The sequence below is a fragment of the Bradyrhizobium sp. P5_C11_2 genome (assembly GCF_054049755.1).
On the sequence record NZ_JBFULT010000072.1, the window covers coordinates 1 to 22,287 of the forward strand.

22 protein-coding genes are annotated in these 22,287 nt (G+C 65.8%); 9 read left to right on the forward strand and 13 right to left on the reverse strand.

Annotation, left to right across the window (positions count from 1 at the left end; all coding sequences use genetic code 11):
- Positions 1–162: 162 nt before the first annotated feature.
- Together ACXJL8_RS10395 and ACXJL8_RS10400 are read left to right on the forward strand one after the other, a co-directional pair.
- Positions 163–1,479 (forward strand): DUF2235 domain-containing protein, encoded by a 1,317-nt coding sequence (locus ACXJL8_RS10395; RefSeq protein ID WP_456620061.1) that lies wholly within the window; start codon positions 163–165, stop codon positions 1,477–1,479.
- Between the two features lie 304 nt (positions 1,480–1,783).
- A complete protein-coding gene (locus ACXJL8_RS10400) occupies positions 1,784–2,029 on the forward strand; it encodes a PilZ domain-containing protein (RefSeq protein WP_456620060.1) in 246 nt (81 codons plus the stop codon).
- Positions 2,030–2,179: 150 nt separating this feature from the next.
- Here ACXJL8_RS10400 and ACXJL8_RS10405 read toward each other — a convergent pair whose 3' ends face one another.
- The 6 genes from ACXJL8_RS10405 to cobS all read right to left on the reverse strand — a co-directional run bounded on the left by ACXJL8_RS10405 (position 2,180) and on the right by cobS (position 9,055).
- A complete protein-coding gene (locus ACXJL8_RS10405; RefSeq protein ID WP_456620059.1) occupies positions 2,180–2,587 on the reverse strand; it encodes a hypothetical protein in 408 nt (135 codons plus the stop codon).
- 215 nt (positions 2,588–2,802) lie between these two features.
- Complete coding sequence (locus ACXJL8_RS10410; RefSeq protein ID WP_456684959.1) at positions 2,803–3,915, reverse strand: NADH:flavin oxidoreductase/NADH oxidase; 1,113 nt, start codon at positions 3,913–3,915, stop codon at positions 2,803–2,805.
- Positions 3,916–4,217: 302 nt separating this feature from the next.
- Positions 4,218–4,913 carry a hypothetical protein gene (locus ACXJL8_RS10415; RefSeq protein WP_456684960.1) on the reverse strand — a complete coding sequence of 232 codons (696 nt, stop codon included), beginning with the start codon at positions 4,911–4,913 and terminating at the stop codon, positions 4,218–4,220.
- A 36-nt stretch (positions 4,914–4,949) separates the two neighbouring features.
- Positions 4,950–6,017 carry an esterase-like activity of phytase family protein gene (locus ACXJL8_RS10420; protein ID WP_456620056.1) on the reverse strand — a complete coding sequence of 356 codons (1,068 nt, stop codon included), beginning with the start codon at positions 6,015–6,017 and terminating at the stop codon, positions 4,950–4,952.
- Positions 6,014–7,915, reverse strand: a complete 1,902-nt coding sequence (gene cobT, locus ACXJL8_RS10425; RefSeq protein WP_456620055.1) for a cobaltochelatase subunit CobT — start codon at positions 7,913–7,915, stop codon at positions 6,014–6,016. The genes ACXJL8_RS10420 and cobT overlap by 4 nt, the downstream gene beginning before the upstream one ends.
- A gap of 141 nt (positions 7,916–8,056) precedes the next feature.
- A complete protein-coding gene (gene cobS, locus ACXJL8_RS10430; protein WP_456620054.1) occupies positions 8,057–9,055 on the reverse strand; it encodes a cobaltochelatase subunit CobS in 999 nt (332 codons plus the stop codon).
- Positions 9,056–9,352: 297 nt separating this feature from the next.
- On the opposite strand from cobS, the gene ACXJL8_RS10435 reads away from it, so the two are divergent.
- Positions 9,353–10,012, forward strand: a complete 660-nt coding sequence (locus ACXJL8_RS10435; protein ID WP_456620053.1) for a DedA family protein — start codon at positions 9,353–9,355, stop codon at positions 10,010–10,012.
- Between the two features lie 78 nt (positions 10,013–10,090).
- Here the strand turns inward: ACXJL8_RS10435 and ACXJL8_RS10440 are convergent, their stop codons facing one another.
- The 3 genes from ACXJL8_RS10440 to ACXJL8_RS10450 all read right to left on the reverse strand — a co-directional run bounded on the left by ACXJL8_RS10440 (position 10,091) and on the right by ACXJL8_RS10450 (position 12,946).
- Positions 10,091–10,951, reverse strand: a complete 861-nt coding sequence (locus ACXJL8_RS10440) for a DMT family transporter (RefSeq protein ID WP_456684961.1) — start codon at positions 10,949–10,951, stop codon at positions 10,091–10,093.
- Between the two features lie 71 nt (positions 10,952–11,022).
- Entirely contained in the window at positions 11,023–11,559 is a 537-nt protein-coding gene (locus ACXJL8_RS10445; protein ID WP_456620051.1) for a TetR/AcrR family transcriptional regulator, read from the reverse strand.
- 151 nt (positions 11,560–11,710) lie between these two features.
- A complete protein-coding gene (locus ACXJL8_RS10450; protein ID WP_456620050.1) occupies positions 11,711–12,946 on the reverse strand; it encodes a citrate/2-methylcitrate synthase in 1,236 nt (411 codons plus the stop codon).
- A 76-nt stretch (positions 12,947–13,022) separates the two neighbouring features.
- Between ACXJL8_RS10450 and ACXJL8_RS10455 the strand changes: the two genes are divergently transcribed.
- Both ACXJL8_RS10455 and ACXJL8_RS10460 read left to right on the forward strand, forming a co-directional pair.
- Positions 13,023–14,117: a citrate synthase/methylcitrate synthase gene (locus ACXJL8_RS10455; protein WP_456620049.1), complete on the forward strand. Its 1,095-nt coding sequence runs from the start codon at positions 13,023–13,025 to the stop codon at positions 14,115–14,117.
- A 218-nt stretch (positions 14,118–14,335) separates the two neighbouring features.
- Positions 14,336–15,382 (forward strand): sensor histidine kinase, encoded by a 1,047-nt coding sequence (locus ACXJL8_RS10460; RefSeq protein ID WP_456620048.1) that lies wholly within the window; start codon positions 14,336–14,338, stop codon positions 15,380–15,382.
- Here ACXJL8_RS10460 and ACXJL8_RS10465 read toward each other — a convergent pair.
- Positions 15,379–16,014, reverse strand: a complete 636-nt coding sequence (locus tag ACXJL8_RS10465) for a J domain-containing protein (protein ID WP_456620047.1) — start codon at positions 16,012–16,014, stop codon at positions 15,379–15,381. The two genes, ACXJL8_RS10460 and ACXJL8_RS10465, sit on opposite strands and share 4 nt — an antisense overlap.
- 105 nt (positions 16,015–16,119) lie before the next feature.
- Between ACXJL8_RS10465 and ACXJL8_RS10470 the strand changes: the two genes are divergently transcribed.
- On the forward strand, positions 16,120–16,389 hold the full coding sequence (locus ACXJL8_RS10470; protein WP_456620046.1) for a BolA family protein: 270 nt from the start codon (positions 16,120–16,122) through the stop codon (positions 16,387–16,389).
- A 185-nt stretch (positions 16,390–16,574) separates the two neighbouring features.
- On the opposite strand, the gene ACXJL8_RS10475 is transcribed toward ACXJL8_RS10470, so the two are convergent.
- The 3 genes from ACXJL8_RS10475 to ACXJL8_RS10485 form a co-directional block, all read right to left on the reverse strand.
- Positions 16,575–17,879 (reverse strand): HlyC/CorC family transporter, encoded by a 1,305-nt coding sequence (locus tag ACXJL8_RS10475; protein ID WP_456620045.1) that lies wholly within the window; start codon positions 17,877–17,879, stop codon positions 16,575–16,577.
- A 148-nt stretch (positions 17,880–18,027) separates the two neighbouring features.
- Positions 18,028–19,176, reverse strand: coding sequence for a 3-dehydroquinate synthase (gene aroB / locus ACXJL8_RS10480; protein WP_456620044.1), 1,149 nt, complete (start codon positions 19,174–19,176; stop codon positions 18,028–18,030).
- Positions 19,173–19,799 carry a shikimate kinase gene (locus tag ACXJL8_RS10485; RefSeq protein WP_456620043.1) on the reverse strand — a complete coding sequence of 209 codons (627 nt, stop codon included), beginning with the start codon at positions 19,797–19,799 and terminating at the stop codon, positions 19,173–19,175. Before ACXJL8_RS10485 ends, aroB begins: the two co-directional genes overlap by 4 nt.
- Positions 19,800–19,965: 166 nt before the next feature.
- Between ACXJL8_RS10485 and ACXJL8_RS10490 the strand changes: the two genes are divergently transcribed.
- The 3 genes from ACXJL8_RS10490 to ACXJL8_RS10500 form a co-directional block, all read left to right on the forward strand.
- Positions 19,966–20,112 (forward strand): histidine kinase, encoded by a 147-nt coding sequence (locus ACXJL8_RS10490; RefSeq protein WP_456620042.1) that lies wholly within the window; start codon positions 19,966–19,968, stop codon positions 20,110–20,112.
- A gap of 17 nt (positions 20,113–20,129) precedes the next feature.
- A complete protein-coding gene (gene xerD, locus ACXJL8_RS10495) occupies positions 20,130–21,113 on the forward strand; it encodes a site-specific tyrosine recombinase XerD (protein ID WP_456620041.1) in 984 nt (327 codons plus the stop codon).
- Positions 21,114–21,386: 273 nt separating this feature from the next.
- On the forward strand, positions 21,387–22,287 hold a 901-nt coding region (locus tag ACXJL8_RS10500), incomplete at its 3' end, for an acetyl-CoA carboxylase carboxyltransferase subunit alpha (protein WP_456684962.1).

Genomic DNA, 22,287 nt, shown 5'->3' on the forward strand with positions numbered 1-22,287 from the left:
GTCCAACTCCCACCTTCCCCGGCGAGGCTCCCCCTCACCCCAACCCTCTCCCCGCAAGCGGGGCGAGGGAGCGGACCGCCGTCGCGGACACAGGCATCGTCTCCTCCCTGCCACGCTTTTCGGCTATACTCGCCCCGGTAGCATCACCGGGAGGGGCATACCGTGGAGCACGACCACAAGACCGAGCCGAGAAATCTCGTCATCTGCTGCGACGGCACCGGCAACGAGATCAGCGAGAACATCTCCAACGTCCTGAAACTGTATCGCTGCCTGCGCAAGACCGACAAGACGCGGCCGCGGCAGCTGGTGTTCTACGATCCCGGCGTCGGCACGGTGACGGAGCCGACCACGTGGCACCGCTGGAAGGCCAACATCAACCTGGTGCTGGGGCTCGCCACCGGCTACGGGCTCGATGACAACGTGCTGTCGGCCTATTGCTTCCTGATCGAGCACTATGCGCCGGGCGACAAGATCTATCTGTTCGGCTTCTCGCGCGGCGCCTACACGGTGCGGGTGCTGGCGGGGCTGATCCACAAGATCGGGCTGATCTCGCCGGAGCAGGCCAACCTCGCAGGCTCCGGCCTGGTCGCCTACAAGCAATATTCCGGCACCGGGCGCGGCAACGACATCGAGGACCTCAAGGACGTCGCCGTCGACGATCAGGGTCCGCTGCCGAAGGATGCGTTCGATCTCGCCGCCCAGTTCGCGCGCATCACCTCGACGCGCTGGCCGACCATCCATTTCATCGGGGTCTGGGACACGGTGGCGAGCGTGATCGTGCCGCGGCGCGACAACTTCTTCTTCCTGTTCAGCCTGGAGGAGCTCGCCTTCACGCGGCGCGATCCGAGCGTCAACATCTTCCGCCAGGCGATCGCGATCGACGAGCGGCGCCGCATGTTCCGCCTCAATAAGTACGAGGAGCCACAGGACTATTGGAGCAATCGCTATGTGCCCGACGAGAAGAAGGTGCCGCAGGACATCATGCAGGTGTGGTTCGCTGGCGTGCACTGCGACGTCGGCGGCGGCTATCCGGAGGCCGAGAGCGGGGAGTCCAAATATCCGTTGATCTGGATGATCGAGGAGGCGGCGAAAGCGGGCCTGAACTTCAACCCGCGCACCGTCAACCAGCTCGCCTGGGGCGTCCAGCGCGAGAACTCGCCGTTCACATACGTCCCGCCCGCCTACACCGGCAAGACGGGTGAGCTGCACAATTCGATGACGGCGGCCTGGCGCGCGCTGGAGTATGTGCCGAAGAGCGCGAAGTACAAGGAATGGCCGGAGCGGAAGGTTGTGCTCGGCTTCTACATCCCCGATTGCGAACCGCGCGTGATCCCCGAAGGCGCGCATGTGCACGAAAGCGTGCTGAAGCGGATGGCGGTGGAGCCGGGCTACCGGCCGGTGAACATGCCGAAGGACTATGTGACGGTGCCGATGCCGATGCAGGCGGGGGTGGAGGCGGCGGTGGGGACGACGGGGTGAGGAGGGGCTGGCGCGGCACTACCGGTGTCGTCCCGGCGTAGGCCGGGACCCATAACCACAGGGAGCGGTTTGGCGAAGACTGGTCGTTCGGGATTAGCCCTCCGCGCAATCGATAGATCACGCGGTATGGGTCCTGGCTTTCGCCAGGACGACGGTTGAATTTGAGGCGCCAGCGCAGCCCCCCACCGCGCTACCACCACTTTTCATTAAAATTCTCACCCCCGCCTTAGCGAGATCGCATCATACTCCTTCCATCATCGCCTCAGACCCGCCGCGAGCCCTGCGGAATTGGAGGAGAGTGCCAATGCATCCGCGCCGACATGCCCGCGTCAAGCCCGCCGGCCTGGTGTCCCGCCAGGCCAAGATCATCACCGACCCGCGCGCGCCGGTGATCCCCTGCACGCTGATCGACTATTCGCCCGGAGGGGCCTGCGTCGATCTCGGCGGCCAGGTGACGATCCCCGAGCGGTTCGAGCTGCTGCACGTCAACACCAAGAAACGCTGCCGCATCGCCTGGAAGCGCGGCTCGCGCATCGGCGTGGTGTTTTGATCTCCTGTCGTCCCGGCGAAGGCCGGGACCCATAACCACAGGGAGTAGTTTGGCGAAGATTCTGGGTTCGGTACTTGCACCTCATCCCAATCGATAGACCTCGCGGTGGGTCCCGGCCTTCGCCGGGACGACAGCGAGTTTTTAGCCTCCCTACTTCCGCATCCTGGCCTTCGCGCCGGCGATGATCTGCATGGCGACGCCGGCGATCCAGCCGATCAAAGCGAGCCAGGTCCAGGCCAGGTGCGGCTCGAGCCGCAGCACGATGACGGCGATGGAGGCAAAGGCGGTGAACGTGGCGAAGAGCGTGCCGGCGGCGCTGAGGAATTCCGCGGCGTCGAGCTGGCTGTGGGCCTCGTCGAACGGAAGCTGCGGCGTGTCGATGCCGAGATAGAAGCCGACGACGCCGAGCAGCATCATCACCAGCAGAAAGCCCTGCGTGGTGAGCGGCGCAATCGCAGATCCGACATAGGCGCCGACGAACAGCCCGCACGCGGCCCCCGCCATCGCGAGGCCAATGCGCTCCAGCACATGAGCAGCCTTCCGGACACGAAAACGCATGGCGGGCCTCGCAGGCTTGAGTGCGCGCAAGGTTAGGCCAGTTTCGTGGAGGGTGGAAGGCAAGCGGGGTTACGGATGCGTGAGGTGATGGTGACGCCGTGACCCTGGGCCGAACGGAGTACTCCCGATGATCAGGGAACGATCGTGCCGCGCCAAATCCACCGTCGTCGTCCTGGCGAAAGCCAGGACCCATTACCACAGGCATCCCCACCCCCTCACCGCGCCCCGAACGTCGTCTTGCCGAACAGCTCCTTCTGCGTCGACGGCTGCGAGCGCCAGTATTGCGGCGGCGCCTCGACCACACCGCCGACTTCAGCCGCGGCATGCCAGCCCCAGCGGGGGTCGTAGAGCATGCCGCGGGCGAGCGCGACCATGTCGGCCTTGCCGGATGCAACGATGTCCTCGGCCTGCTTCGCCTCGGTGATCAGGCCGACGGCGATGGTGGGCAATCCGGTCTCGCGCTTGATGCTGTCTGCGAACTGCACCTGGTAGCCGGGGCCGAGCGTGATCTTCTGCAGCGGCGAGACGCCGCCGGAAGAGGCATCGATCCAGTCGACGCCGCGCGCCTTCAGCGCCTTGCAAAATTCGATGGTCTGCGCCAGGTCCCAGCCGCCCTCGACCCAGTCGGTCGACGACACCCGCATGCCGACCGGCTTGTCGTGCGGGAACACGGCGCGCACCGCGTCGAACACCTCTAACGGAAAGCGCATGCGGTTCTCGAGCGAGCCGCCATATTCGTCGGTGCGCTTGTTGGAGATCGGCGACAGGAATTGATGCATGAGATAGCCGTGCGCGCCGTGCAGCTCGATGGCGTCGATGCCGATGCGCATCGCGCGGCGGGTCGAGTCGACGAAGGCGTCGCGGATGCGCTTCAGCCCCGCGGCATCCAGCGCCAGCGGCGCGGCCTCGCCCTCCTTGTGCGGCAGCGCCGACGGCGCCACCGTCTGCCAGCCGCCCTGCGCTTGCGGAATCAGCTGGCCGCCGTCCCAGGGCCGCGCGCTCGAGGCTTTGCGGCCGRCATGCGCGAGCTGCATCGCGACCGCTGTGGTGGAATGCTTGCGCACGGAGGCGATCACCTGCTTCAGCGCCGCCTCGCAGGCGTCGCTGTAGAGCCCGAGGCAACCCGGCGTGATGCGGCCGATCGCCTCGACATGGGTCGCCTCGATGCAGAACATCGATGCGCCCGACAGCGCGAGATTGTTGATGTGGGCGAAGTGCCAATCCGTGGCGACGCCGTCGTCGGCCGAATACTGGCACATCGGCGACACCACGAGACGGTTCTTCAACGTCAGGCCGCGCAGCTTGATCGGGGAAAACAGGGCGCTCATGCGGGGAGTTCCGGGGATGGGAGGGGCAATGCAAGGAGTGTAGTGACGGACGGGCGGATTTCCAGCGGCGCGGCGGGCATGGCGGCCCGCGGGGCCATGCATTGCGCGCGTCATATGATCACAAGACCGCGACACACATTCCGCCCGTCGTCCTGGCGAAAGCCAGGACCCATACCGCGAGGTCTTTCGGTTGCGTGCGGTGCTAATCCCGAACGACCAGTCTTCGCCTAACGTCTCCCTGGGGTCATCGCGACGAGCGCAGGGCGCTCGCGCGGGGGTCCTGGCTTTCGCCAGGACGACGATTACTCCAGCTCCTCGAACTTGCCCGCTTGCGGCTTGCCCATGCGAATGCGGCCATCGGGCAGCAGCTCGCCGTCGGCCTCGGCCGAGAACTGGATGGTGTTGCCGCCGCCGTCCCGCTTCGTCGTTTTGCCGAGCGGCCCGAGCTTGTCCGCAAGCGCGGTGTCGTCGAGCACGAACACACGGTAATCCGTGAGGTGGAAGYGGCGCGGCGACTGCCATGTCAGCGCGGGCACGGATGTCCGCATGTCGCCGTCCTCCTTGAGCTGGACGGTGCGCCCGGTGGCGTCCCGGAACAGGTCCGGCCCATCGATCAGCCGCGCGCGGCCGCCTTCGATCGCGTACAGGTTCAGCGTGACGATATGGCGCTCGCTGCGGAACGACACCGCAACATAGCGCGAATCCGCCGACCAGGCGGCGTGGAAAGCACCCGGCGCGGAGTCGAGGATGTTGTCATCGTTGACATTGTCGAGCGCCATCAGCCGGCGATGGCCGGGCTCGGCCATCAAATAGATGCGGAATTTCTCGGAGCCGGTCTCGCCCTCGCCGTGGGCGGCAATCGAGAGCTTCCGATTCGGCGCACGTCCGTCCTGGATGATGGCGTATTCGCCCTTGGCGTATTTGTGCTCGGCCGTGGCAAAGGCCGGCGACAGGGCGAAGGTGAGCAGAAGGGCGAGGATGGCGCGAGGCTGGGGCATGATGTTGGGTCGGCGAAGGGGGGGCTAACGTTCAACCTACTCCACCAGCGTGAACTGCAACAGCAGGGTGCGCTGGAGCAGGGAGAAATTATCATCCGAGACCATCGTCAGCACGGTCTCGCCGTCGGCCGTGACATGGGCGTCGATGCCCTCCATGTTGTCGACCTCGTGGCCGAGATCGGCCTCGAACAGCGTAGGCCCGTCGACCACCGCGCCGGGCGCGATCGACTTCAGCGGGATCGAGCGAATGCGGATGTTGATGCCGGTGAACCAGGAGAATTTGCGCTCGAGGATGAGCAGCTCGCCGGAGGGGAGCAGCACCGCGTCGCTGATGAACTGCTTGTCGGTGCGGCGGACGCTGAACTGGCCCGGCGAAGGCCCGCCGATCAGGAATCCGATCAGATTGCCGTCGGCATCAAAACCGCCTTCCGACAATGCGATCAAGCTGCCCGCGAGCGGCTGGCCCTTGTCCCTGGGCACGAAGACCAGTGCCTCGAGCCCCTTGTTGTACGGCAATTTGCGCACCGCAGGCGGCGTCGGCAACACCTCGCCGCGGGCGCGCGTCGCTCCCTTGGCAAAATCGAAGCGCATGATCTGGTTGACGCGCTCGAGCCCGACATAGAGGAGCGAGCCGTCGCGCGCGAGCGACTCGGTGTCGTACCAGAGCCGCTTCTCCGTGATCGGCCGCCCCTCGGAATTGAGCATCGGTGCGGCCTCGACATCGTCGAGCCCGACCATGGCGCGGCCGGAATAGCGGATCGCGCCTGTGAACCAGGTGCCCTGGTCGGAGAGCGCGAGGAAACGCTCGCCCTTGCTGTCGAGGAAGCGGAAGCCGGACAGGCCGCCAAAACCGCGATGCGGCGAGGTCAGCACCAGGCCGCTGCGATATTGCAGTGAACCGAAGCGCGTGCGCGACCGGTCGCGCGGCTCGAAGGACGGAATCGGCCGCGCGTTGACTTCGATGCTGGCCGGTTCGGTGACGGCATGCTCGATCTGCGTCTGCCGCGCCGGCGGCTCCGCATGGGCAAACCGAGGGAGTGCGAAAGTGGAAAATCCCGCCGCCGCGTGGCCGATAAAGCTGCGGCGGGATCGAAGCGTGCTCACGAATGCAGTTTGCGGCGCGGGCGGCTTGCCGAATGCGTAGGCGCGGTCGCCGTCTCGCTGAAGAGCTCGGCGAGCTTCTCGGTGATGGCGCCGCCGAGTTCTTCGGCGTCCACGATCGTCACCGCGCGGCGATAATAGCGGGTGACGTCATGGCCGATGCCGATCGCGATCAGCTCCACCGGCGAGCGGGTCTCGATCTCCTCGATGATGTGGCGCAGATGCCGCTCGAGATAGTTGCCGGGATTGACCGACAGCGTGGAATCGTCGACCGGCGCGCCGTCCGAGATCATCATCAGGATCTTGCGCTGCTCGGGCCGGCCGAGCAGGCGCTTGTGCGCCCAATCGAGCGCCTCGCCGTCGATGTTCTCTTTCAGCAGGCCCTCGCGCATCATCAGGCCAAGGTTTTTCCGCGCACGGCGCCAGGGGGCGTCGGCGGACTTGTAGATGATGTGGCGGAGATCGTTGAGACGGCCGGGATTGGCCGGCTTGCCGGCGGCAAGCCACGCCTCGCGGGACTGGCCACCCTTCCAGGCGCGCGTGGTGAAGCCCAAAATCTCGACCTTGACGCCGCACCGCTCCAGCGTGCGCGCCAGAATGTCGGCGCAGGTCGCCGCCACGGTGATCGGGCGTCCGCGCATCGAGCCGGAATTGTCGAGCAGCAGCGTCACCACGGTGTCGCGGAAGGTCGCCTCCTTCTCGTGCATGAAGGACAGCGGATGATAGGGATCGGTCACCACGCGCGACAGCCGCGCGGGATCGAGGATGCCTTCTTCGAGGTCGAACTCCCAGGCGCGGTTCTGCTGCGCCATCAAGCGCCTCTGAAGCCGGTTGGCGAGCCGGGCGACGATGCCTTGCAGATGCGCGAGCTGCTTGTCGAGATAGGCGCGCAGCCGCTCCAGCTCGTCATGGTCGCAGAGGTCTTCGGCCGCGATCACCTCGTCGAATTTCGGCGCGAAGGCGTGGTATTCCGGCCCGCGCGGCTCGTTGGCCCCGCGCGAATTCGGCCGCGTCGCCTCGCCCGGCGTCTCGTCGTCGCCGAGCTCGCCGTCGTCGAAGGTGTCGGAGGTCGAGGCCTGCGCGCTTTCCATCGCGCTCTCGCTCATCTCCTCCGAACTCGCCTGCGCCTGGTCGGCGCTCATCTCCTGGGCGGCATCGGAATCGGGCGAGCCCTCGGCGCCGGACTGATCGTTGTCGCCGTCGCGGTTCTCGTCGTTGTCGTCATTGTCCTCGCTGTCGGCGTTGCGCTCGTCGCCGAGCTCGAGCGCCGAGAGCAGATCATGCACGGCGTCGCCGAACCGGGTCTGGTCCTCGACCAGGCCGTCGAGCCGGTCGAGCCGCCTGCCGATCTTGTCTTCGAGAATGGGACGCCAGAGATCGACCACCTTTTTCGCAGCCGTCGGCGGCGCCATGCCGGTCAGCCGCTCGCGCACCAGCATCGCCAGCGCGTCGGCCAGCGGCGCATCGGCGCGGTCGGTGATCTCGTCAAACTTGCCGCGATGGAAGTGATCGTCGAGCATCGCGGTGAGATTTTTGGCAACGCCGGCCATGCGGCGCGCGCCGATCGCCTCGACGCGGGCCTGCTCGACCGCCTCGAACACGCCGCGCGCCTGCGGATTGCCCGGCATCAGCTTGCGATGCAGTTTCGGATCGTGACAGGCGAGCTTGAGCGCGATGGAGTCGGCGTGGCCGCGGACGATCGCGGCGTCCCGCTTGGTCATCTTGCGCGCGGGCTCCGGCAGCCGCGCCTTGCCGGGCGCAAGGCCCGGACGCTCGGCGGCGAAGCTGACGTCGAGCTCGGGCGTCTTGGCGATCGCCTTCAGGCAGGAGGCCACCGAGCGCTTGAACGGCTCGGTCGGAGCTTCCTTGGTGTTGCGGAATTTGGAGTTGGAGGTGGTCATCTCGCCCTATCCGTCGCCCCGGCGCAGGCCGGGGCCCATAACCACCGGCCGTTGTCGTATCAGGGAAAACTATCAGCGTCGCTTCATCGAGAGACCTCGCGGTGGGTCCCGGCTTTCGCCGGGACGACACACCGAGAGAAATCAGGACAGCGCCACGTTCACCGCCGATTCCGGCAGCTCCGCGTTGAAGCAGCGCTGGTAGAACTCGGCGACCAGGGGACGCTCGAGCTCGTCGCACTTGTTGAGGAAGGTGACGCGGAAGGCGAAGCCGATATCGCCGAAGATGTCGGCGTTTTCCGCCCAGGTGATCACCGTGCGCGGGCTCATCACCGTCGACAAATCGCCATTGGCGAAGGCGTTGCGGGTGAGATCGGCAAGGCGCACCATCTTGTTGACGATGTCGCGGCCCTCCGTGGTGCGATAGTGCTTGGCCTTCGCCAGCACGATCTCCACTTCCTCGTCATGGCTGAGGTAGTTGAGCGTGGTGACGATCGACCAGCGGTCCATCTGGCCCTGGTTGATCTGCTGGGTGCCGTGATAGAGGCCCGACGTGTCGCCGAGGCCGACCGTGTTGGCGGTGGCGAACAACCGGAACGACGGGTGCGGCTTGATCACCTTGTTCTGGTCGAGCAGCGTCAGGCGGCCGGAGACCTCGAGCACGCGCTGGATCACGAACATCACGTCCGGGCGGCCGGCGTCGTATTCGTCGAACACCAGCGCGACGTTGTTCTGGAGCGCCCAGGGCAGGATGCCGTCACGGAATTCGGTGACCTGCTTGCCGTCGCGGACCACGATCGAGTCCTTGCCGACGAGGTCGATACGGCTGATGTGGCTGTCGAGGTTGACGCGCACGCAGGGCCAGTTCAGGCGCGCGGCGACCTGCTCGATATGGGTGGATTTGCCGGTGCCGTGATAGCCGGTCACCATGACGCGGCGATTCCTGGCGAAACCGGCGAGAATGGCGAGCGTGGTGGCGCGGTCGAAGCGGTAGTCGGAATCAACTTCGGGCACATGAGGATCGACGGCGGAATAGGCCGGCACTTCGAGATCGCTGTCGATCCCGAACACCTGGCGGACCGACACCTTCATGTCGGGCAAACCGGAAACTTCCTCAATCTTGGACAGGGCGGCGGTCGTCATCAATCCTCCGAGGTCCCGGGCGATCCCGAGACCAGTTATTTGCACGGTGGCTGCGGCTGGGTGCGTCTGCGAACCTATCAGAGACAACGTGCTGGCAGAAGCCCGCCCCCCAATCAAAGTTCCATTGTCTTTTCATCTAGATAGGTAAGGAACGCGATTTTTGGAAGGCTGCCCTGCGAATCACGCTCGAATTTCGTGCGGGACTGGTAGCCCTGCCCACGCAAGTGGCACTTTTACCGCCCCTGCTTACTTATGTAGGGTCCGAACCCGCGTGGCCCCACCCAACCCAGAGACGATGTGACGTCCTTTCTCGATCCCTTCATCGCGTTCGTTTCGGCCCATGCGTGGCTGGCCTACCTGACCCTGTTCCTGGCAGCGCTGCTCGAAGCCGTTCCGGTGGTGGGATCGGTGGTCCCCGGCTCGACCATCATCCTGGCGCTGAGCGCCCTGATTCCCGGCGGGGAGCTGAAGCTGCAATGGGTGCTGCTGGCCGCGGCTTTCGGTGCGGTCCTCGGCGATGGCTCGGCCTATTGGATCGGGCACCGGCAGCAGCGCGAGATCCTCAGCACCTGGCCGCTGACCAATTACCCGCGCGTGGTCGCGGAGAGCGAAAGCTTCTTCCACCGCTTCGGCACCTGGGCCGTGTTCTTCGCCCGCTTCGTGCCGCCGATCCGCGCCTTCGTGCCCGTGACCGCCGGCGCGCTCGGCATGGCGCCGGCGCGCTTCTATTCCATCAACATCCCGGCGATCCTGGTCTGGGCGCCGGCGCATGTGCTGCCGGGCGTGCTGGCGGTATCGGCCCTGCATGAATATGCCGGGCTGCACCACCATGGGCATATCGGCAAGCACATCTGGATCCTCACCGTGGTCAGTGGCGCCATTATTCTGGGGCTGGTGATCTGGTTCATCCGCCGCCGGAACGGCGGCGGCGTCGCCCCGGCGAAACCGCGGGCCTAGGGCATGAGCCCGGGACCCTGAGCATCCCGGGAAGACCTGCCAAATCCGTATCGGCTCCGTATCGGCCTCAGGCGACGTTCAAATTGGTCGAGCGCCCGGTCTGAACTGTGTCACGGCGACGCCGGAGATCGCGAGCAGCCCACCGACAATCAACTTTGGGGTCATGCGCTCGCCAAGAAACAGCACGCTCGACATCAAGGCAAACACCGGAAGCAGCAGGCCGAAGGGGGCGACGCGGCCCATGGAGCAGCGGGCGATCAGCCAGAACCAAAGGCCGAACCCGACGATTCCCCCGATGAAAATCGTGTAGGCGAGTGCCAGCCAACCATGTTGATCGGCCGTGACAAGGCTCGCCAGCTGTCCATGCTCAAGCAGCAACGACATCAACATGACCTGCGGCACCGTGAGCAGCGACGACCACCCCATCAACATCAGGGGATCGAAAGGGCCGTAGCGTTTCGTCAAGACGTTGGAGACCGCGAATGCGAAAGCTGCCCCGACCACAAGCAGCAGCGGCAGCGCGTTTGCCGACAGGCCAGGCCCCGCTGCCAGCACGACCACGCCGACGAATGCAAGCACAACGCCGGCGGACGTGATGAGGGACGGTCTCTCCGCGAGCAGCGGCCAGGCCAACAGGACGGTGAAAGGCGGCGCGAGTTGATAGGCGACGGCCGACAGACTTCCCGAGCCGAGCCCAAGGCCAACATAGAAGAGCCCGAAGTTCAGTCCGCCAAGGAAAAGCGAAATGGCTGCGACAGGGCCGAACTGTTGACGCGTGGGCCGTTTGACGAACGGAACAAGCAGCAGCGCGATGGCCAGGAAGCGCAGCGCGAGGAAGAAGAGCGGCGGAAACTCCGTAACGCCCACCTTGATGGCCACGAACTGGTAAYCCCAGAGCAAGGGAACGGCCACCGCGCAGACAATCTGGATCGCAGACATGGCATCTTCCTTTCAAGACCGATCAGTCTAGATATGGACGCGCCGATAGCGAAGCGCCCGTGGGTTGTCGTTTACCTGATGAAGCGATCGAGGAGGGCGTCAACGGTGGCTTGCCATGTGATCCCTGTCGGTGCCGTTTTGGCGACCACTCGTAGCCCCCAAAGGAAACAGACGAGAATTTGAGCGGCGCTTGTAGGCTCGACACCATCGACCAGCTTGCCCGCCGTCTTCGCGCGGGACAATGCATCCGCCACCCTGGCTTCCATGGTTTTGAAAAAGCTCGCGATGCGACGACCAGCTTCAGCATCCTGGCCGGCCAGTTCCATGGCCGTGGCCACCAGCAGGCATCCGCGCCGGCCATTGGCGCCGCTCATGCGCTCGACATAGCCGGCAAAGAAGGCCCGCAGGCCGTCGACCGGCTCTCTACGGGGGTCAAGTTCGACATCCATGCGTGTCAGGGCATCGGCAATGTAGCGATCAAGCGCACGCAGGAAGAGTGAGTGCTTGTCACCGAAAGCGGCGTAAAGGCTGCCGCGCGAGAGTTTTGTCGCACGAAGAAGGTCCGGCAGCGCCGTGGCGTGATAGCCGCGCGACCAGAACACGCCCATCGCACGTTCGACAGCGGCTTCCGTGTCGAAACTTCGGGGACGGCCGCGGGGCAACCGCACTGGGGTTTGGTGGCGCATTGCTGATATATAGACCAAATGGTCTTTAATTCCAAGCGGGCTTCCAGGTGGACTGCCAAATGGCCGCTTCGGGTCAACCCTGGGGCTTTGATTCCGCAGCCGCCGTTCTCCGGCCCGGCGCAGGCCCGACATAGCGGGCGCGGGGACGGATCAGCTTGCCGAACTGCAATTGCTCGCTGGCATGCGCGATCCAGCCGACGCAGCGCGCCATCGCAAACAGGGCGAGCTCGCTGCCCGCGGGTAGCCGCAACGCGTGCACGAGCACCGCGAGCGCATAGTCGATATTGACGAGTTCGCCGGTGGCTTCAACGATCCGCTCCGGCACTTCCCTGGTGAACTTTCGCGGCGCGCCGGCGCGGGCCAGTGCATTCAGCAGCGACTGCGCGCGGGGATCGCCGCGCTTGTAGACGCCGTGGCCGAAGCCGGCAAAGCGTTCGCCGAGCGCGACGCGCTCGCGCACCATCGGCTCCACGTCGCGATCGACCAGCGTCTTCACGAGCTGCGAGGCGAGCACGCCGGCGCCGCCATGCTTCGGACCTTTCAGCGCGGCAAGACCGGCGATGACGGAATCATAGAGGTTGAGGCCGGTCGACGCCGCGCAACGCGCGGTGAAGGTCGAGGCGTTCAATTCATGGTCGGCGAGCAGCACCAGCGCGCGGCGGATGAGATCCGGCGCATGCTTGTTGTCGGGTGCCCAGGTCTTCGCGATCTGCCGATGCAGCGGCTCTGCCGAGAGCTCGGCATTGAGCATGGTCGCCACCAGCAGCCGGACGATGCGCGCGCCGACCAGCGCGCGGCCTTCGGGCGCGCGGGTGAAGGCGCGGGGATCCGCGCTCGAGGCAAGCGCCAGCACGGCGATGGCGCGGTCGATCGGGGCGGCGCGGCGCGCGGCCTGCGCAATCGCGCGCATCTCGTCGGACAGCTGCGGCTGATTGTCCGGTGCGAACGGATCGACGCCGGAGACGTCCCAGAGCAGCGTCGCCGTATGCTCCAGCGTGTCGTTCTCGGCGAGATCGACGCAATTGACGCCGCGATAGATCGCGCCCTCCTCGGTGATGGTCGAAATCTCCGTGTCCATCACCGGCAGGTCGGCATCGAAGCTGCGCAGGCCGCGCGGCTCCGGCGACGGCACCCGGCGCTCCTTCAGGGCGCGCACGTCCTCGGCGCGGTAGCGGTTTTTTCGCGAGTCCGGAGTCGGCTCGGAGCGGATCAGGCCGCGGCTGACATAGGCGTAGAGCGTGGCCGGCGAGATCGCGAGCTCGGCGGCGGCTTCCCGGGCGGAGAGGTAGAGCTCCTCGGAATTTTTCATATTGATTTATGTAATCAAGATTGATCAATCTGTCGAGAGGCCCGATCTTTCTTCCCGTGAACAGGAGATTTGGGCCATGAACATCCACCTCACCAAAAGCCAGATCGGTCTGGACGGCGTCCCCGCGGCCGAAACCGTGCTCAGCCATGTCGACGGCGAGCGCGGCGAACTGATCATCGCCGGCGAGCATGTCGGCACCCTCGCCGCCAAATCGAGCTTTGAGGGCGTCACCGCCCGGCTCTGGAACGGCGCCACCGGAAGCACGCGCAGCGAAGCCAATGTGCGGGCGAACCTCGGCGCGGCGCGCGAGCGTGCCTTCGCGCGATTGGCAGACCTGCTGCCGGCCACCCGCGGCATGGGCATCGTCGACGGGTTCCGCGCGGCGGTCGCGGGTCTTCGCGCGGAGAACGGGCTGGAGCATGAAGCCACCATCGTCGGGGCGTTTCCGGTGATTGCGGGTGCGCTGGTCCAGCGCGCCAAGGGACTCGATCCGGTCGCGCCCGATCCGAATGCGAGCCATGCCGCCGATACGCTGCGGATGTTGCGCGGCACGTCGCCGGAGCCGCGCGAGGTCGCGGCGCTCGACGCCTATTTCGTCACGGTCTGCGATCACGGCATGAACGCCTCGACCTTCACCACGCGCGTGGTGGCCTCGACGCAAGCCGACCTGTTCGCGGCCGTCACCGCCGGTTACTGCGCTTTGACCGGTCCACTGCATGGCGGGGCGCCGGAGCCGGTGCTGGAGATGCTGGATGCGATCGGCTCGCGCGAGCGAATCCAGCCCTGGGTGGATGCGGCGCTGGCGCGCGGCGAGCGCATGATGGGTTTTGGTCACCGCGTCTATCGCGTGCGCGACCCGCGCGCCGACGTGTTGAAGGCAGCCATCGAGCGGCTGTCCGCAGACGGCGCCGACCTGCCCTTCGCCGGCGAGGTCGAGGCCTATATCCGCGCGGCGCTGCGCAAGAAGAACCCAGACCGGCCGCTGGAGACGAATGTCGAGTTCTTCACCGCGATCCTGCTCGATGCGCTCGCCATCCCGCGCCAGGCCTTTACGCCGATCTTCGCGGTGGCGCGCGCCGCAGGCTGGACCGCGCATGCACGCGAGCAACAGCGGACGGGGCGGCTGATCCGGCCGAGCTCGTCTTATGTCGGGGCGATGCCTAAAGAATGATGCAGTGGCCGGGATGGAGCGAAGCGTAATCCGGGGAATTGCTGTGCGAGAAAGTCCCGGATGACGCCGACGCTCCATCCGGGCCACGGCTGCTTGGCTAAACGCCCCAGCGCAACACGCCGCACGAGACCGTGATCGCGAGGACGGCCTGCCGGCCATGCAGGAACACGCGCGCACCTGGCGACTTACCTATCTGCCCCCGGTAGATCAGGAACGCGATGCTGGACTTGTTAGGACATTCGGACGAGGCCAGGATCGGCGAGATCGCCGCCAGCTATGCGACGCGCCGGAGCGAGGCCGACGCCGATTCCGAAAGGCGCTTTCGCGACTTGCTGCAGGCGTTGCCCGCCGCGGTCTACACAACCGACGCAGACGGCCGCATCACATTCTTCAATCGCGCCTGCGTCGATTTTGCCGGACGCACGCCAAAGATCGGCGAGATGTGGTGCGTGACATGGAAGCTCTACCTGCCTGACGGCACGCCGCTCCCGCACGATGAATGCCCGATGGCCGTCGCGCTCAGGCAGAACCGGCCCGTGCGCGATGTCGAAGCCGTGGCCGAACGGCCGGACGGCTCCCGGATCTGCTTCATGCCGTATCCGACGCCGCTGCGCGACAAACGCGGCCGATTGGTTGGGGCGGTGAACATGCTGGTCGACATCACGGCCCGCAAGCAGGCCGAGCAGCGGATGATGCTCCTCACCTCCGAGGTCGACCATCGTTCGAACAATCTGCTCGCAGTGGCTCAGGCAATGCTGCGGCTGACGAAGGCAGACACCGCAGAAGAGTTCCAGGCCGCGTTTCAGGGCCGGCTCAGCGCCCTTGCCAACGTGCAGAGGCTGTTCTCGGCCTCGCGCTGGACCGGTGCGAATCTGAAGACCATCGTCGAAGAGGAATTGCGGCCCTACGCCAGCCGGGACGGCGAGCGGATCAGGATCGCGGGAGACGACGTCCATCTGCCGCCTACCCTCGCCCAGTCGATCGCAGTCGCGCTGCATGAGCTGGCGACCAACGCTGCCAAATACGGATCGCTGTCGACGCCTTCGGGCACGCTGGAGATCCGTTGGGTGACCAATGATGCACAGCCTCTCGTGCTGCACTGGTCGGAGAGCGGCGGCCCCCGGGTCAACGAGCCGACGACGCGCAGGGGCTTCGGGGTCGGCGCGATCGATGGCATCATCCGGACCTTGGGAGGAAAGGTTATCCGGCAATGGAGGCCGGAAGGACTGGTTTGCGAACTGTCCTTCCCCGAGGTCGTCGCCTAGGCCTCCCGCACCACAGTCTTCAGATAATTATAGGCCTTGATGATCTCGATCAGGCGGTCTTCGGTGGAGCGGTCGCCGCCGTTGGCGTCGGGGTGGTGCTGCTTCACCAGCGCCTTGTACTTGGACTTGACGTCGGCGAGCGTCGCGCTGGGGCCGAGGCCCATGACCTGGAGAGCCTTGCGCTCGGCGTTCATCACCTTGCGCGTTTCGACCTTGGGCTGAGCCTCCGGACCCTTGCGCCAGCCGGAGCGGCCGTTGAGCTCCTGGAACATGCTGAACGGATCGAAGGCACCGTCGATCTCGGCCTCCGCGCCCTTCTTGACGCCGCCATTGGCACCCATCTTCCAGGTCGGACGGTGGCCGGTGAGCGCGTCCTTCTGGTAGCGCGCGACGGCGTCGGCGTTCATGCCGGAGAAGAAATTGTAGGACTGGTTGTACTCGCGCACGTGATTGAGACAGAAATGCCAATATTCGCGCGAATTGTCGCGGCCCTTGGGCGCGCGGTGGGCGCCCTTGTTCTGACACCCGGCCCATTCGCAATTGGCCACGGTGTCGCGCGGCTTCGCCTCCGCCTTGCCCTTGGTCGGCTTGACGCGGATGGAGTCGAAGAACTTTGATGAATCGATCGGCATGACCAACTTTGACTACGCAATGCAAAAACCTTCAAGTCTTGACATTGCAATTAGCGGCTACCCCGGCAATTGACGGAGTGCGATCGCACGCATTAATGGACTCACATGGCTACCAGAGACATTATCAGCAACAAGTTGCAGGAAGCTTTCACGCCGGAAAGCCTGCAGGTCGTCGACGAGTCACATTTGCATGAGGGCCACGCCGGCCATCGGCCGAGCGGCGAGACGCACTTTCGTGTCTATATCGTATCGCCGGCCTTCAAAGGGAAGAGCCGGGTCGAGCGCCATCGCATGATAAATTCGGCGCTGGCCGCGGAACTCTCCGGCAGCGTGCATGCGCTCGCGATCCACGCGCAGGCGCCGGGGGAAGGGTAAAGGCGCGACAAGTCGTCCTGTCATGCCCCGCCACCGGGTCTCGCCTTCGGCGAGCCCGATGACAGGCTCCGTCGGGGCATCCAGTAAACACTGCTGTCGAGATTCAACCGATAGGCCGCGGCGTACTGGATCGCCCGCCCCAGTGCGCAAGTGCGCACAAGGCGGGCGATGACGCCGAGTGTGCGTCAAAACGACGTCCCGGCCCGCCGCGGCTTGGCTTCTTCCAGCTCCGCCTCGCGCGGCACCGGTGAAATACGGAGCGCGGTGATGCGGTTGCGCTCACGGCGCAGCACGCGGAAGCGGAAGCCGTGGAAGGTGAAGCTCTGGCCGCGGTCGGGGATCGAGCGCGCCTCGTGAATGACGAGGCCGGCGACCGTGGTTGCCTCTTCATCGGGCAGGTGCCAGTCCATGGCGCGGTTGAGATCGCGGATCGGCACCGAGCCGTCGACCACGACGGAGCCGTCCGGCTGGGCGCGCACGCCGGCGACCACGACGTCGTGCTCGTCGGAGATGTCACCGACAATCTCTTCCAGAATGTCTTCCAGTGTCACAAGACCTTCAACTTCGCCATACTCGTCGACGACCAGCGCGAAATGTGTCTTGCGGCGGCGGAACGCCTTGAGCTGCTCGGAGACGGGGCGCATCTCCGGCACGAACCAGGGCGGCAGCGCGATGGTGGAGACGTCGATGCGCGAGGTGTCGCCGTCCGAGGCCCGGATCGCGCGCAACAGATCCTTGGCGTGGAGCACGCCGATGATGTTTTCCGGCTTCTCGCGCCACAGCGGAATGCGGGTGTATTCGGTCGCCAGCACCTCGCGCACCAGATCTTCCGGCGGCAGGTCGGCGTTGATCATCATCATCTCGGTGCGATGGATCATGACGTCGGAGACCTGGAGCTCGCGCAGATCCAGGAGGCCGCCGAGCATGTCGCGGTCCTGCTTCTCGACCTTGCCCTCGTGGTGCAGGAGGTCGACCGCGCCGCGCAGGCGCTCGGTCGGCGACAGGATCGCCTGGTGCTCGCCGGCAAGGCCGAACAGCCGCATCAACACGCGCACCACGATCTCGACCACGTGGAGCAGCGGTCCCAGCACGTACATGGTCAGCCGCATCGGGCGCGCGACCGCCAGCGCCATGCGGTCGGGCGCGTTGATGGCGATGGTCTTGGGCAGGACTTCCGCGAAGATCACGACCAGCACGGTCATCACGCCGGTCGCATAGAGCACGCCGACATCGCCGAACCAGGCGGTGAAGATGCTGGTGGCCAATGCGGATGCGCTGATATTGGCGATGTTGTTGCCGAGCAGCAGCGCGCCGATCAGGCGCTCGCGCATGTCGAGCAGTTGCGAGACCACGTCGGCGTCGTGATTACCCTGCTTGGAGAGCCGCAGCATGCTGGCGCGCGAGGCGCCGGTCAGCGCGGTCTCGCTCGCGGCGAAGAACCCCGAGACGAGCAGGCAGAGAATTACAATGGAGAATCCGAGCCAGTCCATGCACCACTCTGGTTTCTAGTCTTGACGCGTTTTCCTGACGCGAACCGGTACCCACTTCGCTCGAAACGCTCTATTATTTGAGCATGATCTTTTCGGAAAACCACCGCGCACTTTTCCGGATCATGCTTTAGCGCCGTTCGGCCGCCCATCACGCCTTGCGCGCGAGCTTCTCCTTGAGGAAATCGCGCACCGGGGCCGGCTCGACGTCCTTGGCGATGACGGCGCGCCCGACAGCCTCCAGCAGGATGAAGGTGAGCTTGCCGCGCTTGACCTTCTTGTCCTGCGCCATCAGGGCCATCAGCGCGTCGGCGTCGCTGAGCCCTTCCTGCGCGAAGCCCGCGATATCCTGCAGGCGCGTCGGCAGGCCCGCTTCAACAAGATGGCGCTCGACGCGGGCGGCATCCGCCTCGCCGATCATGCCGAGCCTGGCCGAGAACTGCGCCGCCAGCGTCATGCCGATCGCGACGCCCTCGCCGTGGAACAGGCGGTCGGAGAAGCCGGTCGCGGCTTCCAGCGCATGGCCGAAAGTGTGGCCGAGATTGAGCAGCGCGCGTTCGCCGGTCTCGCGCTCGTCGCGCGAGACGATTCCGGCCTTGGCGCGGCAGGAGGTCGCGATCGCATGCTCGCGGGCCGAACCGCCCTTGAAGATGTCGGAATGGTTCTTCTCCAGCCAGGTAAAGAAGGCCTCGTCGCCGAGCACGCCGTATTTGGCGACCTCGGCATAGCCGGCGCGGAACTGCCGCGGCGACAGCGTGTCGAGCACGGCGGTGTCGGCGATCACCAGCACCGGCTGGTGGAAGGCGCCGAGCAGGTTCTTGCCCTGCGGCGAGTTGATGCCGGTCTTGCCGCCGACCGAGGAATCGACCTGCGCCAGCAGCGAGGTCGGCACCTGCACGAAATCGACGCCGCGGCGCAGGATCGCAGCGGCGAAGCCCGCGAGATCGCCGACCACGCCGCCGCCGAGCGCGATGACGAGATCGTTGCGCTCGATCTTTGCCGCGATCAGGGCTTCGCTGACCTTCTCGAGGCCGGCATAGGTCTTCGAGATCTCGCCTTCCTCGACCACGACGCGCGTGGTCGGAATGCCGGCCGCCGCCAGCGACGCCTCGGCGGGCTGGAGCCAGTGTTTTGCCACGGTGCGGTCGGTCACGATCGCGGTGCGCACGCCCGGACGCAAGCGCGCGACGCGTTCGCCGAGCGAGGCCAGCACGCCGCGGCCGATGACGATGTCATAGGCACGATCGCCGAGCGCGACGTCGACGTTCACGGGATCGGAATGTTTCAAGGGCGCAGTCATCGTACGGCACTCGCGACGTCGGCTGGTGGCTGGGACGCGGCCCGTTCGCCGCAGAGATGGGCGCGCAGCGTCGCGATGGTCTCCTCGACGATCTTGTCGTGCGGCACGTCGCGCGAGGCGATGGTGAGGTCGGCATGGCCATAGACCGGCTCGCGCTCGGTGAGCAGCCGGGTGACGGTGCCTTCGGGATCGGCCGTTTGCAGCAGCGGGCGGTCGGCGCGGCGGCGAACGCGCCGCATGATGACGTCGTGATCCGCCTTGAGCCAGATCGAGACCGCTTTCGCCGCGATGCGCGTGCGCGTCTCCTCGCGCATGAAGGCGCCGCCGCCGGTCGCCAGCACGATCGGACCACCGTCCAGCAGCCGCGCGATCACCCGCGCCTCGCCGTCGCGGAAATGCGGCTCGCCATGGCGCTCGAAAATCTCCGGTATGGTCATGCCGGCCGCCGCCTCGATCTCGGTGTCGGCATCGACGAAGGGCAGCTTGAGCCGCGCCGCCATGCGACGGCCGATGGTGGACTTGCCGACCCCCATCATGCCGACCAGCACGATCGAACGCGCTCCCAGGGCCGACACGATGTCGGCCTCAGGCGAGGCAGGTGCTGGCAACGCGGCGTCGGACATGTCCCTCGCTCGATCTGCCGCCAGATGCGGCATCCGGCCACCTATACGACCCCAAAAGGGCCCTCGCCAGAGGACTCTTGCCACGAAACGGCGAACATGTTGGATGATTTCATTGGTTAATTTGCCTATCTCAGACCTCGCCTGGACCCTCTCCGAGATCTTGCCGATGCCCAGCCTGTTCCGCTTCCTGACGGCCGTCGCCGTGATCGCCGGCATCGTCTATGGCGTGATCTTCGCGCTGGCGAACTTCGTCAATCCGAAATCGCGGGAAATGACGGTGACGATCCCGGCTGACAAGTTTCTCAAGAAATAGGGGCTAGGCTGCGGGGCATGCGCGCCAAATCGTCCACCAGCAAGCCCTCAGACATCAAGCTCACCGGCCTGTTCCTCGACATGCTCGCGGCGGAACAGGGCGCCGGCCCCAACACGCTCGACGCCTACCGCCGCGACCTCACCGACTTCTCGGAATTCCTCGCCCGCGCCGGCCACAGCTTTGTGGATGCCGAGACGCAGACGCTGCGCGACTACCTCGCCGATCTCGACACACGCGGCTTCAAATCCTCCAGCGTCGCGCGGCGGCTGTCGGCGATGCGGCATTTGTTCCGCTTCCTCCTGAACGAGCGCATCCGAGCTGAGGATCCCGCGGCGATCCTGTCCGGCCCGAAGCGCGGCCGCGGCCTGCCGAAGGTGCTGTCGATATCGGATGTCGACCGCATGCTCCGCCGCGCCAAGGAGATGAGCGAGGCGGCCGATGCCTCGCCCTCGCAGCGGCTGCGCTCGCTTAGGCTCTATTGCCTGCTGGAGGTGCTTTACGCCACGGGCTTGCGCGTCTCCGAGCTGGTGGCGCTGCCGCGCACGGCGGCCAAGCGCGACGCCCGCATGATCGTGGTGCGCGGCAAGGGCGACAAGGAGCGGCTGGTGCCGCTCAACGAAGCGTCGCGGCAGGCGATGGCGGATTATCTCGCGGCGACGGAAGCTGCCAAGGAAAACAGCAAGACCGGGAAGAAGAGCAACCTCGCCGCCTCGAAATGGCTGTTTCCCTCGTTCGGCGAGAGCGGGCACCTGACGCGGCAGCATTTTGCCCGCGACCTCAAGGAACTCGCGGTTGCTTCCGGCCTCCAGGCACGGCTGGTGTCCCCGCACGTGCTGCGCCACGCTTTTGCCAGCCACCTGCTGCACAACGGCGCCGACTTGCGCATCGTGCAGACCCTGCTCGGCCACACCGACATCTCGACGACGCAGATCTACACCCATGTGGTCGAGGAGCGCCTGAAGAGCCTGGTGCGCGACCTGCACCCGCTGGCGGAGAAGTAAGTCTTCCGTAAGCCCGGATGGAGCGCAGCGAAATCCGGGGTTCTCACGTTGCGGATAGACCTTCCCGGATTACGCTTCGCTCCATCCGGGCTACGGACCGCGAGCGAAACCGCCTTGACTTCGGCCACATCTCCGCAGAAAGAGCCGTGGCCTCATTCGTGATTTGGCGCGCTCCCTGCGAGTGCACAGGTCAACCCCTTGAAGAAGCTACACTTCTGTCCGAGACAGCCAACCTCGCTTCGCCTCATTGCCCCGTCCCCCTATATTGAGTTGATGCCAGACCAGATGCGCAGCTATCTCGATTTCGAAAAGCCCGTCGCCGAGCTCGATTCCAAGCTCGACGAATTGCGCACGCTTGCGGCCTCCGGGACCGACATCGCCGATGAGATCGGGCGGATCGAGGACAAGGCGGCGCAGGCGTTGGCCGACCTCTATACGAACCTGACGCCCTGGCAGAAGACGCTGGTCGCGCGCCATCCGCAGCGGCCGCATTTCTCCGACTTCATCAAGGGCCTGATCACCGAGTTCACCCCGCTCGCCGGCGACCGCAAGTTCGGCGAGGACGAGGCGCTGGTCGCGGGTTTTGGCCGCTTCCGCGGCGAAGCGATCTGCGTGATGGGCCAGGAGAAGGGCGATTCCACCGACAGCCGCATCAAGCACAATTTTGGCATGGCGCGGCCCGAAGGCTATCGCAAGGCCGTGCGGCTGATGGAGATGGCCGAACGGTTCGGCCTGCCGGTGCTGTCGATCGTGGATTCCGCCGGCGCCTATCCCGGCATCGGCGCGGAAGAGCGCGGACAGGCCGAGGCGATCGCACGCTCGACCGATGCCTGCATGGCGCTGGGCGTGCCCAACGTCGCGATCATCACCGGCGAGGGCATGTCGGGCGGGGCGATCGCGATCACCACCACCAACAAGGTCTTGATGCTGGAGCACGCGATCTACAGCGTGATCTCGCCGGAGGCCGCCTCCTCGATCCTCTGGCGCGACGGCACCAAGGCGCAGGAAGCCGCCAACAACATGAAGATCACCGCCCAGGACATGCTCCGCTTCGGGGTGATCGACAGCATCCTGAAGGAGCCGGTCGGCGGCGCCCACCGCGACCCCGCCGCCATGATCGCCACCACCGGTGAGGCCATCGCCAGGGCCTTTGACGAACTGCGGAACCTGGACG